Raw genomic sequence first — 13,368 nt, 5'->3', positions numbered from 1 at the left:
CCAGGCGGCTACGCGGCGACGATTCGTCCGCCGAGCAATTCCGCGATCAGCTCGATCGCGTGCAGATCATCGCGTCCATCACCATGATCGGGCGGGCCGGTGGCCATTACGGCTTCCAGCCACGCCGAGTGCTCCAATTCGTCAGCTGGCGCGCTGGCCACGCCCGGTAGCCCCTCAGGAGTCTTCTCGGGTAGTTCGATGCCGTGCTGCTGTTCTCGATCGGCCAGCCAACACCTCCAGGCCGTCCTTTCCTCCCGGTGCTTAGTGACACGTTCTTCGCGTCTCAGCTGCAGTTGGTGCCTCGCGGCGATGTCGTCGAGTGCAGTATTGGCCGGCGCCACTTTCCCCCTGCCTGTCGCCGCGATGAGCCCGATGACCTGGAGGTCAGCGATCATGCTGTCGGCTGTGGCGCGGGGGAGTCCTGCAGCGGCATAAAGATCAGCTCGCGACGTCAGCCCGTGGTGGACCACCAGCTCGTAGATTCGGCGAAGATGGTGACCCACGACGATCCATGCATCGTGTACCGGTTCGACTCTGACTCGCTCCGCGGCGGCGGCAGTCCGGGTCACCACGTTCTGGCTGGTCAGCGCGTAGACGTCCGGTTCGGTTCCGATGTGCTTGCGCACCAAGATCAGGGGGGATCCAGGTCGATCCCTCAGATCAGCGAGGACCCTCCAGATGGTGTCTTCGCTCAGTAGTCCTGCGCTCAGCGACAACGTACGTCCACCTACGCCTACCAGCCACGTTCCCGCCCGTTGTTCTCCTGCCACCAGGGCATAGAACGCGACTCCTTGCAGCACCGAGTGCACGGTCCAGCGGTAGCGCTGGCCGGCGAATTCTCGGTCAGCCCAGGCAAGCGCATTAGCCAGCCAGGCCCGCAGAGGCTGGGGCCCCCGGTACCCCCTGTGCCCCCCCGGTGAGTTCTTACTCTTGTGCCGCGGGGGAGAGGATTTCAAGACGTTCTCGATCAGCCAGGTCGTGGCTTTGTCGACGTCGCGGGCCAGCGCCCCATCTGCCCGCGAGTGATACCGCCGATACGCGGCGCCCAGTCCGTGTTCCCACGGTCCACCCGGGGCGGTCATGGCGCGCAGACTGGCCAGGCTGTGCCCGCGGGCTACCGCCTGTGTGACGACCGACATGCGGGCTTCATGGTTGGACTGCCAGGTCGGCCGGGTGGGCGCGATAACGCCACGAGTGGCGTAAGCGACCACATCGGCGGGCATCGGGTCGCTTCGGAGGTAGGGGGCCGCGATGGTCTGGCATTCGCCGCTGCCGTGGAGATAGGCGCTGCGGTCACCGACATCGGCTGCGGTAGCAGAGCGTTGCGCTGGTACGCGGGCCTTGAACGCGCCGAGCAACATGCAGAGGCGGGGTAACAGGTCTGGCTCCGAGCGCGTGGTCATCGTTGCGACGGCGTCGTCCAGGGTCCCGACCAGCTGCCGGTAGCCACCTTCTCGGCAGGGGCTACCCGGCGGGGTCATGCACCCGGTCTCCGGGTTCGTGTTGGGCGTGATGTCGAGCGTGGGGAGCCGTGCGGCCAAAAGACGGACTAGGGGCACGATTTCGTCAACTGACGCGGAGGTCCCGATCGCGAGCGGGCACAGCAGGTGCCCGCCCCCACTAGTGGACCGGTCTGCGATGATGGCGCCACCACACTCGGTCAACCACGCCGCTGCAGCAGTCATGTCGGCCTCCACGGCCGCACTGCCATGACGTTTTGCATCGAAGTCGAGCCACAGCATGTCGGTGCGGCGATGGCTGTAGAGGTAGACCGCGGCAGGGCGCGCCGGGAGCCGGTCGGTACGTCTCGATGTGTCGCTGAACTTCCCGGTCTGCTTGCTGCACAACCGCATACGCGATCGGCCTGGCGCAGCGACCAGCGGAGTAAGACGTTTCCACACCAATCGAGCTGATGACGCAGTAGCAAGGTGGGGCGCGTCTGCGGCGGCCGCCGCCGTCATGGTCGGGCCGCCCGAGTGTGGTTGCGGGCAGCGCGATTCGGAAGCCGGCAGCCTTGTATGTGCGCAGGGTTGACTGCGCTATTGCGGCTCACACAGGTGTCCTTTATCCTGGAGCCAGCTGCTGGCCTTCACCGGCTAGTAACTGGCCCCAAAATCGGTCTCGGAGATTCGGTTGTGGCGGTCCCTAGAGAACCGAAGTTGGCCCTTCGGTTCAGATGTGCGAAATCCCCGCTTCGGCGGGGCTTTCGTCTTTTAGGGGACCAGCCCTTCCCGCATGGTGTCGCCACGCAGGGTGTGGTGTAACGGGGTAGATGTGCCTCCTGGGTCTCATGTTGTTGCAGCCGAGTTTGTCATGAGGTGGTCGGTTTAACCGACCAGACACGCCTGGTCACATCCAGGTTTTTCGCGACGGTGCGTCGAGCCGCTGCCGCCGCGTGCCCCGCGATGACCTCCCCTCGCACCGCCCGAGAATCGTGCGTTCGCAACCCGACCTCAAGAATCAGCACGGGCCGCGCACAAGGGCAGCGGCGCCGCGACACCGACTTTCTTCGGGCGTAGCTGCAGCAGCGGCAGCGTTGTTAGATCAGGTTAGCCGCCGGCGAACCCACCCGGGCTTCGGCAGGGTTCGACCTACTCACGCGATGCGACTCCTGTACTGAGCGCACCTTCCTGAAAGCAGCGAGGCATGACCGCAGTGGACAGCACGACCTTCATCGACGAGGAGCAGGACCAGTCTGGCCTCAACTCCCTGCCCACTAGCACGATGGCTTGGCTTGAACCGGAGGCCGATGGCAGCCCTCCCGATGTTGGCGCTCCGGCCCTGGTCCGGGCCAGTAGAGCAGTGGCAGTGGCGATCACCGCGGCCATCGCCATCTCCAGCTTTATCCTGTCGTTCGCCGCGCTCAGTGATCTCGCTCGGCGCACGGGCAGCTGGACTGGCTGGCTGCCCTTTTTGTGGCCCGGAATCGTTGATGGCGCAATCGTGTTGGCGACGATGGGCATCTTGGCGACGGCGGCGTACCCCGACCAGCGCAAGAACAGGCAGTTCTTCTGGGCCATGCTCGGCGTGGGTGCGCTAGTCAGCATCGGCGGCAACGCTCTCCACGCCATCCTCCCGGCCACAGCACCGCTGCCGACCGCGTTGGCGTTCGCCGTGGCGTGCGTGCCTCCCGCCGGAATTTTGGGCAGTACCCACGCGGTCCAGATCTTGTGGCGGTTCAACCCTTCCCGTGCCGCGAGCGCCCCGCAGCCGCGTCGCACCGTTGAGGTGCCGGCCCGGGCGGACCAGGACCGCGGCCAGCGGTGGCTGGCGTTGGCCCGCGAGATCCACCGCCGGGGCCGGTTGACCAACCACTCCGAAACCACGCTCAGTCAGGCGTTGTGGCGGCTGTTCGAGGTGCGCCCAGAGATGTCGCTACGTGCCATCGGCGAGGAGGTCGGTGTGGGCCACCACGATGTCATCGCCCGCATCCGCCAGAGCGCTACTGAGGTGGTACGCGAGCATCCGGAGTTAGTTCCTATGCCCGTAGCTATCGGGGGTCAGCCGGGCTTAGCGTCATAGATAGCAGCGACGTGGTGAACAGAGAGGACGTCCGCTCGTGACTTTTGGCCTTCCGAGTCTTCCCAACATTGTGCAGGACGTGCTCGAACCGGCGGTCGAGAACGCCGTCAAGGTAGTGACCGCGGTGGGTCGCGTATTCGCCGACGACGATCATCCACCGTCCCAGACCCCGTTGCAGCGCACCAACACTGCGCTCTACGGGCCCGGCGGGCCGCCGGCCGCACCCCCGCCAGCTCCGGCCCCGCCACCGGGCAACGCGGGCGGACTGAACGACGGTGCGGCCAACGCTGGCGACCAGCACAACAAGAACGTCGACGGCGCGGCCCTCACCGATGACAAGCTGGCCACGCTACTCAAGCAGATTTTCGAGTCGAATCAGCAGGCCCGTGACAAGGTCAACGCGATCCTGGCCGACATTCAGGCCAAGTCCAAGCAGATCGCCCCGGAGATGGGCGACCCGGCCTCGGTGATGGCGTTCCAGAAGTACATGGATCAGAAGTTCGGCGAAATCCAGAAGCTACTCAGCGATTCGCAGGTCGACGCCAAGACGCAGGCAGCCATCATGGATGCCCTGGGCCAGGAGTACCGCACCAACGGTCCCAAATCTGGTGGGGGAGACAAAGACTCCTCCGGCGCGGGCGGATCCGGTGGAGACTCCTCAGGCGGAGGCGGGGGCGGCGACGCCGCGCCACCGCTGGCCGACGCCGGAGGCGGCGCGGGTGCACCGGCAGATCCTGGTGCTGGCGGCGACCCGCTGAACGATCCACTGGCCGGTATGGGTCCGATGGGCATGGGGGGCATGGATCCGATGTCGTCGTTGGCCGGGCTGGGCTCGGCGCTGCCAGGCATGCTCGGGGGTCTCGGCGGTGGGGGATCCCCGCTGGATTCCCTGGGCGGTGCTCTTGGTGGCCTAGGCTCCGCCCTGCCGGGTCTGGCCTCCCAGTTCGGGGACAAGACCGGACAGGACCAGAACGGCCCGGACGACAAGTTCTCCGACACCAAGGGTGAGGGCAAGGGTGACAAGCCCGAAGACACGCAGTTCAAGGACGATGGGGGCAAGACTGACGACGCCGGCAAGCCCGACCCCGGCAAAACCGACACCAAGAGCCCGGCCGACCCGGCCCCCGCAGAGCCGGTGGGCACCACCGCGGCGGCTGCCGCACCGGCAGCGGCCCCGGCGGCCCACACGGTCTCGCTGCCGGACGGAACTTCGGTAACAGTTCCTGATGACCAGCGCGAAGCGGCCTTGAAGGCCGTGCTGGAGGGCAAGTCGGTGAGCGCGGCTTACGGTGATCAGATCGCCCCGGCAGGCTCACCGGTGATGAACCCGGTCGACCGCAACAGCCTGCGCCCCGGCGATTACGCCCAGTTCGAGGCCAAACCCGCGGTGATGTATATGGGCAATGGCAAGATTTGGCTAGATGGCCAGCTCAAACCTGTCTCGGCGCTGCCCAGCTCGCCGGACTTCTTAGGCTGGACCGGACCGCCGGCAGCCGGGGGCGGGACGCAGGCGAGCGTGCCGGCGCCAGCAACCGGCACACCGGCGTCAGCTTCGGTTACCGCGGCGCCGCCGACCGGTAACCACACGGCATAGGGGAGCCCGCAGGATGCAGTCAGAAGCCGAGACGCAGGAACGTACCTACGTCGAGACCGCGCGCACCGGGGCGCTGCTGGTGGAGCTGGACGCCACTGGTGGTGTGGTGCGGGTGCAGCTCGAGCCGGAGGTCAACGCCACCTGGTCGGCAGAGACCCTGTCGGAGCGCCTGATGCATCTGCATCGGCTGGCGCTCATGCGGGCCCGCTTCGCCCAGCGGCAGCGTATGAACGAACTCGGTGCTGATATGCCGCCGGACGACACTTATCCCAGTGAGTCCGAGATCGCCGCCTATCGCGCCCGATATTTGGATTTTTAGGGCCGCGCTAACCGCCGGACACTGGGGTTACGCTGGGCAAACAAACCCGTTGAGTGAAAGGACTGGACCATGGCCAACCGGTTGACGGTGGACTTCGAGGCATGGGAGGACCACGCCTCCTGGTGGGACAACGAAAGTGCGGAAGCAGCTCGGCGCATGGCCGCTGACCCTGACACCCTCGAATCTGCCCGACACGCCTTCGGCAAGATCGGCTCGTCGACAGTGGGGCAGGCCTACGCCGACACCTTGGCCGCCCGCCATGACCTCGGCCAGCGACTGGCGGCCAACGCCCAGGCCGTGGCCCACCACATCCGCCGTGATCTGCAGACCTACGCCGATCAGGAGCATGAGAATCAGCAGACGCTGCGAACGTAGATCTAGGTTCCTTCATGGCTAGTAGCGCAAATCTCTTCATCGACCCCGACGGTGTCCGCGCCGCCGGGGCTGGCCTGTCCGGGGCCAGCTCCGCGGCGGCAGCATCCCCGCCGGCAGTCACGCCGTGCGCGGCGGACTCGACCTCGGTGAAGATCGCCTACGCGCTATCGGCGTCGATCAGTGAGCTGGTCAACGCCACCGCGGCGGTCAATCACAAGACCGCCCAAGCCGGATCACGGATGAACAGCAACGCCACCACCTACGAGGAGCAGGAGCAGGCCAACGCCGCGTCCCTGGCCAGCCGATCCCGGGGACGCGCCCCCTCCGTCCCGATCGGTGACCCCCCGTCGATCGGCGATCCACCAATGGTGGCGCCTCCGATTCCGACTCCGGGTGTGCAGCCGACGTCCGGCAAGGAGATCGCCGCCCTCGTGCACGGCGGTCCCGGTCCAGAAGCCCTAGAGACCGCCGCGCAGGCGTTGAATGCCCATGCCGCTCAACTGGACTCGGCCGCACAATCGGTACGCTCAGCCCGCTGGACCAGTGAGCAGAACTGGGACTCTACGGCCGCAGCACAGGCCAGCACACACTTGGCCGCGCTGGAGTCGACCTACTCTCGCCACGCCGATCAATCGCGCGCCCTGTCACGCGATGCGACAGTGCAGGCCAACAACTTTCGCCAGGCCCGCGCCAACATCCCCACCCCGGAGCACTTCACCGATTTGGAACAGCGTCTACGGGCGGCGGCTGCGGCGAACGCCAACAGCGGAGGCCGCTACACCGCCACGGTCACCCAACTGCAGACCGCTTTGGCTGCGGCACACCAGCAAGCGGTCAGCAGCTATGGCACCTACACCGCCGGCGGGCAGCTGCAAGCCAAGCCCCTGGAGCCGGGCGTCGCAACCACTACACCTGCTGGGGCGCCCGGACACGGGCAGCCAGGCTCAGCACCTGGGACCGAAGAGGGATCTGAGCCCGGTACCGGTGACGCCTTGGGCGGCGGCACGGGTCCGGCCGGCGACGCCCTGGGCGCGCTGGGTGATCCTGCCGGCGGCGGAGACCTGATGCAGACGCTGTTGCCTACGGTGTTCGGTGTGGTGGCCGGCGCGGCGGGCGGCCTGCTCGGGGCGCTCAGCGGCGCCGCGGAGAAAGTTCAGCAGACCGGCACCCAGCTCGTCGGTGGACTGGCTCAGGGCGGCGCCTCGGCGCTACAAGGGCTCGCAGGCGGGCAACCCGGTGGGTCGGACCCGTCCTTGGGTGAGGGCAGCGGCCCGGGAGACCTCGGGCTGGGCGGGGGCGGGGGCGGCTCCGAGCCAGGGGATACCGAACCCGCTTCGGCCGGGGATGGGCCCCTTGCCGCCGCGCCGGCTTCGGCGGCGGCCGCCCCGGCCGCCGCGCCGGCTCCTACAGTCGGAACGGGCGCTCCATCGCTGAGCGGCTCCGGCACCGGTGCTGGGATGGGTACACCCATGGGTGGCATGATGCCGCCGATGATGGGTGGGCCCGGCCGCGGCGGCGGAGGTGGTGAGGACGACAAGCGACTCTATGAAGAGAAGCGGCTGCGCCCAACGACCCCACCGAATGCCGAGCCGGTCAAAGGCAGGGTCGAGGCACGCGAATCACGTTCTGAGAGAAGAGATAAGCAGACATGACGCTGACCGACGATCAGTACGTCGCCCAGGCCGAGGCCGCGTTGGCGCACATGCGCGCCCGCAACAAAGCCTTCCTCGACGCCGTGGAGGGAATCAACATCCCATCTCTGCACGACGACGTGCGCGCGCGCTTCGACAGCAACGGCGACCTCATCGACCTCGACATCGCACCCGAGGCGATGAGCACCTACACCAACGTTGAACTCGAAGAACTCATCACCGCTGTGCTGCGCGAAACCCGCAAGCAGCTCACCGAACACATGCACGGACTGTTCGTGACCTATCTGGTTCCCACCGATCCACGGTTCGACCCCGACGTCACCGGTGAGCGGTATATCGCGCCGCCACCACCTGACGCCTAACTGTCCCGCCCCGTGAAATAGCTCTGCGCGCAGACGATCCGAGAAACCCAACAATCCACCGATGCCGCTGTCCCAGTCAGACGCCTGGAGCGTATAGAGCCTGATCTTGATGGTGTTTACGCCGAAAGTTCCTAACGCCGAAATGATGCTTGCCCGCTGGGGTATTCCGCGTGTCGTGATTGATGCGGGCGTCAACGATGACGATTCACCCCACGGCATCCTCTTCGCGCGGATCACCGACGCCGTGAGACAGCACGTCTGACGGCGCTCTACCGGCGGCAGAAAGTTGCGGGACAGCCCGCCAGGGGCGCGGCGTTCTGCAGCCGCATCCCGTGCGGGTCACTCCTTGCTGGTGAAATAGACTGGGGTGTAACCAGATTGGCGCGCCAGTGGCAAGCGTGCGAAGCGCGCGGCAGCCCGTAGTTGTGACCCGGGGTCATCAGTGGTGGCCCCGCACGCGCGCGACGAGCTCGGCGCGGGCCTGGCGCTCGGCCTCGGCGGCGGCCGTCCGCTTGCGCGCAGCCCGGGCGGCGATCTCGGCCGCCACCTGCTGCGCTGCTCGATGTGCTGGCTTACCCAGCCTGTTTTGGGGGTCGGGGAGCAGATTCTCGAAATCCGGCGCTAAGGATTTACGGCAGATAGTAGCGTACTATCTGCCGTAACTCGTGAGTCGTCCTGCCGCGATGGTCGTTCCGGAGATGGGCGACTCCGGAAACTATCTGCCGTAGTGCTGAAGGGCGGTCGGGGTGGGATCGGTGAGCTCGCTACCGGCGCGGGCCGCCGGGATCCGGCTGGCGGACGCGACGCGGACCTTTCTGGGCACGATCGCGGCGGTGAACACCCGCCGCGCCTACGCCTCGGCGTTGGATCGGATGGTGCGCGACTTCGGCGCGGACGGCGATGTCGGGTTGTTGAACCCGGATCGGGTGTCGGGGTGGTTCGACTACGTGTGGGGCGACAAGGCCCCCAAGACCTACAACCTCCGGCTGACCGCGGTGTCGGCGGCGTGCGCCTACTGACGCGATCAACAGTGGCTGACCGGCGATCCGGTGTCGCGCCTGCGGGCGCGGCCGAGTGCGCCGGACAACAGCAAGGCGATGACCGCCGCCGAGGTTGCGGAGCTGCTGGGCATGGACGCGGCCCTGCGCGAGCGGGTGTTCTGGTCGATGCTGTATGAGTCCGCCGCGCGGGCGGAGGAGATCCTGAATCTCGACATCGAGGACCTGGACACCGTGAACCGATGCGCCACGGTCACCCGCAAGGGCGGCGCCCGCGAGGTGATCTATTGGCAGACCGGCACCGCACGGCCGCTGCCCCGGCTGATCGCCGGACGGAAGTCCGGGCCGCTGTTCCTGACCGACCGCAAAGCCAAGCCGTCGGTCGCCAAGACCGACACCGACAACTCGACCGGCCGCGCCCGACTTTCCTACCGCCGCGCCGCGACGCTCCTCGAGGAGCACACCGAAGGGATGCGACGCGGACCGTTCACGCTGCACCAGCTGCGGCACTCGCGACTGACCCACGCCGCAGAGAAGGGCGCTTCCACGCCGATGCTGATGGCGTTGAGCGGACACACCTCGGTGCGCAGCCTGGTCAAATACGCGAAGGTCTCCGCCGAGGCGCTGGGGCGCTGGCAGGCCGAGACCGATCCCGCTGCGCGGCGGCGCTCCCGCTGAATCTCTCAGTAGCTGACGGTGACGAGTTCCGGCGCGTGTCTGCGTATCTTGTTCAGCACCTTGACTGTTCGGCCCGAGCGCATCTGCTCGAGGGGGGCCGAAAGAGACCAATCAAGTGCGGCACCGTCGATGGGTGTGGTCTTCCGCGTCCGGGAACTCATAGCCGCTGCCGGGCGTGCGTGGTCGTGGTGTTTGTCGGATCCGGCGGGGGCACGGCCGAGAGTAGGGCCGTGAGGTCGCGCGAGACCTCGCCGGGGTTGGAACAGCCGTGGGAGATGAGCGCGCGGGAGCGCGGCTTCGGTCAGGCCGTATCGGATATGGACGGCGTCGTGGTTCCCGGGAACTCGAATGTGCCGGAGTCGTCCGTCGGTCTACGTGCGTTGCGCGGAGTCGTCCCGAATCTCACTGCGGAGAACGTGTTTGAGGATCTTGCCGGAAGGGTTGCGCGGGATGTCACGGACGATCAGATCGCGCGGCAGTTTGTAGTCCGCGACGTATTCGGCGGCGTACGTCCGCAGCTCCTCGAGGGTCACCTCGCGACCGGGAACCGGGGTCACGATCGCGACGATGGTCTCCCCGAATGTGGCGTGGTCCAGGCCGACGACGGCAACGTCCTGGACGTCGGGGTGCCCCGCGAGGGCGTTCTCGACCTCGATCGAGTAGACGTTGCGGCCGCCGGTGATGATCATGTCCTTGAGCCGGTCGACGATCGTGATGAAACCGTCGGCGTCGCGGACGGCGAGGTCCCCGGTGTGCAGCCACCCGTCTCGGATGGTCTCGGCGGTGGCCTCGGGCTTGTTCCAGTAGCCCTTCATGATGGTCTCGCCGCGCAGGATGATCTCGCCGGTCATCCCCGTCGGGACATCGTTGCCATCCGGATCGACCAGCCGGAACTCGGCATTCGTGATCGGCCAGCGTCCCGTCGCATCGGGACGGACGGCGACCTCGTCAGGCGTGGAGTAGATGCCGGTGGGGCCACCCTCGGTCGGCCCGCACAGCTGGAAGAAGCCGACGTCCGGGAAGGTCGTCACGAGTTTCGCGACCGCAGTCGGCGGCATCGGTGCCGCCCCGAAGAAGCCGAGCCGCCAGTGCGAGAGGTCGCGCCGCTCGAGGTCGGGGACCGTCAACATCATCTGATACATGGTGGGAACACCGAGGAAGACGGTGATCCGGTATCGCTCGATCGAGGGCGTCGAGGACGGCGGCGGGCTCGAATGCCGGCAACACGACGTGGGTGGTGCCCATCGAGAAGCCGCTGAGCACGAACAGCACCAGTTCGGCGCAGTGGTACATCGGTGCCACGTGCAGGTTCCGGTCGAAGGAGTTGACGCCGAGCGAGGACACCGCGTGGCCGACCCACAGCAGCCGGTGGTGATCGAACAGCGCACCCTTCGGTTTCCCGGTGGTGCCGGAGGTGTAGATGATCATGCAGTCGTCGTCCTCGCGCACCTCGACCTGTGGGTCGCTGTCCGGCATGGAGGACGCCAGCTGGACGAAATCGTCGAAGCCGTCCGCGCCGTCCAGCGAAAGCGCCGGGGCAGCGGGCGCCTGCTCCAGCTTGGCCAGGTCCCGCACCGCCGCGACGGTGTCCCCACCGAACAGCAGCACCGACGCGCCGGAGTCCTCGAGCAGATACGCCAGCTCCCGGGCCGTGGACCGCGGGTTGAACGGGGAGACGATCGCGCCGACCTTGAACGCGCCGTACAGCGCGAGGAGGAAGCGGTCGGAGTTCGGCGACAGCACCGCCACGCGGTCGCCCTTCTGCACGCCGAGGGACAGCAGCGCGTTGGCGTACTGGTTGATTTCCCGGTCGAGCTGCCCGTAGCTGCGCTCGACGCCCTCGAAGATCAGCGCGGGCCGGTCCGGGTGGCGGCGTGCGTTCAATGTCAGTTGTCCACCAAGGGTTGCCATGATTCTCCTATGATCGGCGGGTGGTCTGCTAAGCAAATGTGGGGGGACGTTTGGTGAGGACGGCGTCGGCGCCCTCGGCGAAATCCGGTGTGCCGATGAGTTCGATCTGTCCGGCTCGTTCACGCTCGAGGGCGTGGTCGAGGTGGCCCAGGGTGGACGCGGCGAGCGCCCGTCTGGTCAGTTCGAGGGCGCGCCGCGGCCCGGCTCCCAGCGTGCCGGCGACGGCCTCGACATGGGCCGCGAGCTGGTCATCCGGCAGGATCCGGGCCACCAAGCCGGTCTGGGCGGCGTCGGTGGCGGAAAGCCGCTGCCCGAGCAGCGCTAATTCTGTAGCCCGCGCCCGGCCGATCGCCGCGGCGACGAGCGCGGTCGCGCCGCCGTCGGGCATCAGCCCGATGCTGGTGAACGACAACAGGAAATACGCGCTTTCGGCGGCGTAGGTGAGGTCTGCGGCGCAGGCGAGCGCCACTCCGTACCCGACCGCGGGGCCGTTGACGGCGGCGATGACGGGGACCGGCGCGGAGACGATGCCGCGGATCACCCGGTTCGCGGCGTCCATCACCACCTCGGGTTCCTCGCCCGTCACCGCGGTCAGATCCGCTCCCGTGCAGAAGGCTCTTCCCGCGCCGGTGAGCACGATCGCGCGGGCACCGGTCGCTTCCGCCCCGCTGATCGCGGTGTCGAGTGCGACCAGGTCGTCGACGCCGAGGGCGTTCATGCGGCCGGGCCGGTCGATCGTGATGTGAAGCAGGCGGCCGGTGCGGACGGTCCGGATAGCGGTCGGGGTCATCGGATCAGCCGAGCCGCTCGATGATGGTGACGTTGGCTTGTCCGCCGCCCTCGCACATGGTCTGCAACCCGTAGCGTCCGCCGGAGCGTTCGAGTTCGTGCAGCATGGTGGTCATCAGCCGGGTGCCGGTGGCGCCGATCGGGTGGCCGAGAGCGATGGCGCCGCCGTTGGGGTTCACCCGCTCCGGGTCGGCGCCGGTCTCCTGCAACCACGCCATCACGACCGGGGCGAACGCCTCGTTGACCTCGAACACGTCGAAGTCGTCGATGCGCATGCCGGTCCGCTCGAGTGCCCGTTCGGTGGCGGGGATCGGTGCGGCGAGCATCATGACCGGATCGGCGCCGAGCACGGTCAGGTGATGGATCCGGGCCCGCGGAGCCAGGTCGTGGCGGCGTACCGCCTCGGCGGAGGCGATGAGCATGCCCGAGGCGCCGTCGGAGATCTGGCTGGCGACCGCGGCGCTCAAGCGCCCCCCCGGCGTGAGGCTCGGCAGGGCGGCCATCTTCTCCGGTGTGGTGTCGGCGCGCGGTCCTTCGTCGGTCGTCATCTGCTGGTAGGGGAGGATCTCGGCGGCGAAGCGTCCGCCGGCGATCGCCTGCAGCGCCCGGCGGTGGCTTTCCAGGGCGTACTGCTCCATCGCCTCCCGGTCGATTCCCCACTTTTCGGCGATCATCTCGGCGCCGCGGAACTGCGAGATCGTCTCGTCCCCGTAGCGGGCCCGCCACCTCGTCGAGCCCGAGTAGGGGTCGCGCACGCCGAACGCCTCGCCCGCGGTGACCGACGACATCAGTGGGATCTGGCTCATGTTCTGCACCCCGCCCGCGACGATGAGGTCGGCGGTGCCGCTCATCACGGCCTGCGCGGCGAAATGTACAGCCTGTTGCGAGGATCCGCACTGGCGGTCGATGGTCACGCCGGGCACTGTCTCGGGCAGGCCCGCAGCGAGGGCCGCGGTGCGGGCGATATCGCCCGCCTGCGGACCGATGTTGTCCAGGCAGCCGAGGATCACGTCGTCGACCGACGCGGGGTCGACACCGTTGCGTTCGACGAGTGCGCCGATCACATGGGCCGCGAGGTCGACCGGGTGTGCGGCGGCCAGTGCGCCGCGGCGGCGGCCTACCGGGGTGCGTGCCGCGTCGATGATGTATGCCTCTGGCATTGATGTCT

The 13,368-nt window shown here is 67.6% G+C and carries 14 protein-coding genes and 1 pseudogene; 10 read left to right on the top strand and 5 right to left on the bottom strand.

Features of this window, described 5'->3' with window-relative positions:
* Nucleotides 1–8: 8 nt before the first annotated feature.
* Nucleotides 9–1,853, bottom strand: a complete 1,845-nt coding sequence (locus tag AC5Y7V_RS29225; protein WP_499883500.1) for a hypothetical protein — start codon at nucleotides 1,851–1,853, stop codon at nucleotides 9–11.
* 793 nt (nucleotides 1,854–2,646) lie between these two features.
* Between AC5Y7V_RS29225 and AC5Y7V_RS29220 the strand changes: the two genes are divergently transcribed.
* The 10 genes from AC5Y7V_RS29220 to AC5Y7V_RS29175 all read left to right on the top strand — a co-directional run bounded on the left by AC5Y7V_RS29220 (nucleotide 2,647) and on the right by AC5Y7V_RS29175 (nucleotide 9,500).
* Complete coding sequence (locus tag AC5Y7V_RS29220) at nucleotides 2,647–3,522, top strand: DUF2637 domain-containing protein (protein WP_499883499.1); 876 nt, start codon at nucleotides 2,647–2,649, stop codon at nucleotides 3,520–3,522.
* Between the two features lie 37 nt (nucleotides 3,523–3,559).
* On the top strand, nucleotides 3,560–5,116 hold the full coding sequence (locus AC5Y7V_RS29215) for a DUF4226 domain-containing protein (RefSeq protein ID WP_499883498.1): 1,557 nt from the start codon (nucleotides 3,560–3,562) through the stop codon (nucleotides 5,114–5,116).
* A 13-nt stretch (nucleotides 5,117–5,129) separates the two neighbouring features.
* Nucleotides 5,130–5,435, top strand: a complete 306-nt coding sequence (locus AC5Y7V_RS29210) for a YbaB/EbfC family nucleoid-associated protein (protein ID WP_499883497.1) — start codon at nucleotides 5,130–5,132, stop codon at nucleotides 5,433–5,435.
* 69 nt (nucleotides 5,436–5,504) lie between these two features.
* A complete protein-coding gene (locus AC5Y7V_RS29205; protein ID WP_499883496.1) occupies nucleotides 5,505–5,810 on the top strand; it encodes a hypothetical protein in 306 nt (101 codons plus the stop codon).
* Nucleotides 5,811–5,824: 14 nt separating this feature from the next.
* Nucleotides 5,825–7,462, top strand: coding sequence for a PPE domain-containing protein (locus AC5Y7V_RS29200; RefSeq protein ID WP_499883495.1), 1,638 nt, complete (start codon nucleotides 5,825–5,827; stop codon nucleotides 7,460–7,462).
* Nucleotides 7,459–7,824 carry a type I secretion protein TolC gene (locus AC5Y7V_RS29195; protein ID WP_499883494.1) on the top strand — a complete coding sequence of 122 codons (366 nt, stop codon included), beginning with the start codon at nucleotides 7,459–7,461 and terminating at the stop codon, nucleotides 7,822–7,824. Before AC5Y7V_RS29200 ends, AC5Y7V_RS29195 begins: the two co-directional genes overlap by 4 nt.
* Nucleotides 7,825–7,933: 109 nt before the next feature.
* On the top strand, nucleotides 7,934–8,086 hold the full coding sequence (locus tag AC5Y7V_RS29190) for a hypothetical protein (RefSeq protein WP_499883493.1): 153 nt from the start codon (nucleotides 7,934–7,936) through the stop codon (nucleotides 8,084–8,086).
* A gap of 183 nt (nucleotides 8,087–8,269) precedes the next feature.
* Nucleotides 8,270–8,449 (top strand): hypothetical protein, encoded by a 180-nt coding sequence (locus AC5Y7V_RS29185; RefSeq protein WP_499883492.1) that lies wholly within the window; start codon nucleotides 8,270–8,272, stop codon nucleotides 8,447–8,449.
* A 130-nt stretch (nucleotides 8,450–8,579) separates the two neighbouring features.
* The gene (locus AC5Y7V_RS29180; RefSeq protein ID WP_225330463.1) at nucleotides 8,580–8,843 is read left to right on the top strand and encodes a site-specific integrase; all 264 of its coding nucleotides are present in this window, start codon (nucleotides 8,580–8,582) and stop codon (nucleotides 8,841–8,843) included.
* A 30-nt stretch (nucleotides 8,844–8,873) separates the two neighbouring features.
* Complete coding sequence (locus AC5Y7V_RS29175; RefSeq protein ID WP_011331207.1) at nucleotides 8,874–9,500, top strand: tyrosine-type recombinase/integrase; 627 nt, start codon at nucleotides 8,874–8,876, stop codon at nucleotides 9,498–9,500.
* Between the two features lie 371 nt (nucleotides 9,501–9,871).
* Here the strand turns inward: AC5Y7V_RS29175 and AC5Y7V_RS29170 are convergent, their stop codons facing one another.
* The 4 genes and pseudogenes from AC5Y7V_RS29170 to AC5Y7V_RS29155 all read right to left on the bottom strand — a co-directional run bounded on the left by AC5Y7V_RS29170 (nucleotide 9,872) and on the right by AC5Y7V_RS29155 (nucleotide 13,360).
* Entirely contained in the window at nucleotides 9,872–10,630 is a 759-nt protein-coding gene (locus tag AC5Y7V_RS29170) for a class I adenylate-forming enzyme family protein (protein ID WP_327037321.1), read from the bottom strand.
* Between the two features lie 124 nt (nucleotides 10,631–10,754).
* Nucleotides 10,755–11,411, bottom strand: a pseudogene (locus AC5Y7V_RS29165) (AMP-binding protein); the annotation flags it as partial.
* A gap of 28 nt (nucleotides 11,412–11,439) precedes the next feature.
* Entirely contained in the window at nucleotides 11,440–12,201 is a 762-nt protein-coding gene (locus AC5Y7V_RS29160; protein WP_011331210.1) for an enoyl-CoA hydratase, read from the bottom strand.
* A gap of 4 nt (nucleotides 12,202–12,205) precedes the next feature.
* Nucleotides 12,206–13,360 (bottom strand): acetyl-CoA C-acetyltransferase, encoded by a 1,155-nt coding sequence (locus AC5Y7V_RS29155; RefSeq protein WP_011331211.1) that lies wholly within the window; start codon nucleotides 13,358–13,360, stop codon nucleotides 12,206–12,208.
* Nucleotides 13,361–13,368: the final 8 nt, after the last annotated feature.

Source organism: Mycobacterium sp. NGS34 (assembly GCF_059812845.1).
Note: the sequence above shows the minus strand (reverse complement) of the source record. Positions and strands in the feature narration are given on the sequence as shown.

What these genes read in the sequence shown, in the direction of transcription:
- AC5Y7V_RS29195 (WP_499883494.1), top strand. Translation starts at nt 7,459, where the DNA reads ATGACGCTGACCGACGATCAGTACGTCGCCCAGGCCGAGGCCGCGTTG.
- AC5Y7V_RS29220 (WP_499883499.1), top strand. Translation starts at nt 2,647, where the DNA reads ATGACCGCAGTGGACAGCACGACCTTCATCGACGAGGAGCAGGACCAG.
- AC5Y7V_RS29170 (WP_327037321.1), bottom strand. Translation starts at nt 10,630, where the DNA reads ATGTTGACGGTCCCCGACCTCGAGCGGCGCGACCTCTCGCACTGGCGG.
- AC5Y7V_RS29225 (WP_499883500.1), bottom strand. Translation starts at nt 1,853, where the DNA reads ATGCGGTTGTGCAGCAAGCAGACCGGGAAGTTCAGCGACACATCGAGA.
- AC5Y7V_RS29210 (WP_499883497.1), top strand. Translation starts at nt 5,130, where the DNA reads ATGCAGTCAGAAGCCGAGACGCAGGAACGTACCTACGTCGAGACCGCG.
- AC5Y7V_RS29200 (WP_499883495.1), top strand. Translation starts at nt 5,825, where the DNA reads ATGGCTAGTAGCGCAAATCTCTTCATCGACCCCGACGGTGTCCGCGCC.
- AC5Y7V_RS29155 (WP_011331211.1), bottom strand. Translation starts at nt 13,360, where the DNA reads ATGCCAGAGGCATACATCATCGACGCGGCACGCACCCCGGTAGGCCGC.
- AC5Y7V_RS29160 (WP_011331210.1), bottom strand. Translation starts at nt 12,201, where the DNA reads ATGACCCCGACCGCTATCCGGACCGTCCGCACCGGCCGCCTGCTTCAC.
- AC5Y7V_RS29205 (WP_499883496.1), top strand. Translation starts at nt 5,505, where the DNA reads ATGGCCAACCGGTTGACGGTGGACTTCGAGGCATGGGAGGACCACGCC.
- AC5Y7V_RS29190 (WP_499883493.1), top strand. Translation starts at nt 7,934, where the DNA reads ATGGTGTTTACGCCGAAAGTTCCTAACGCCGAAATGATGCTTGCCCGC.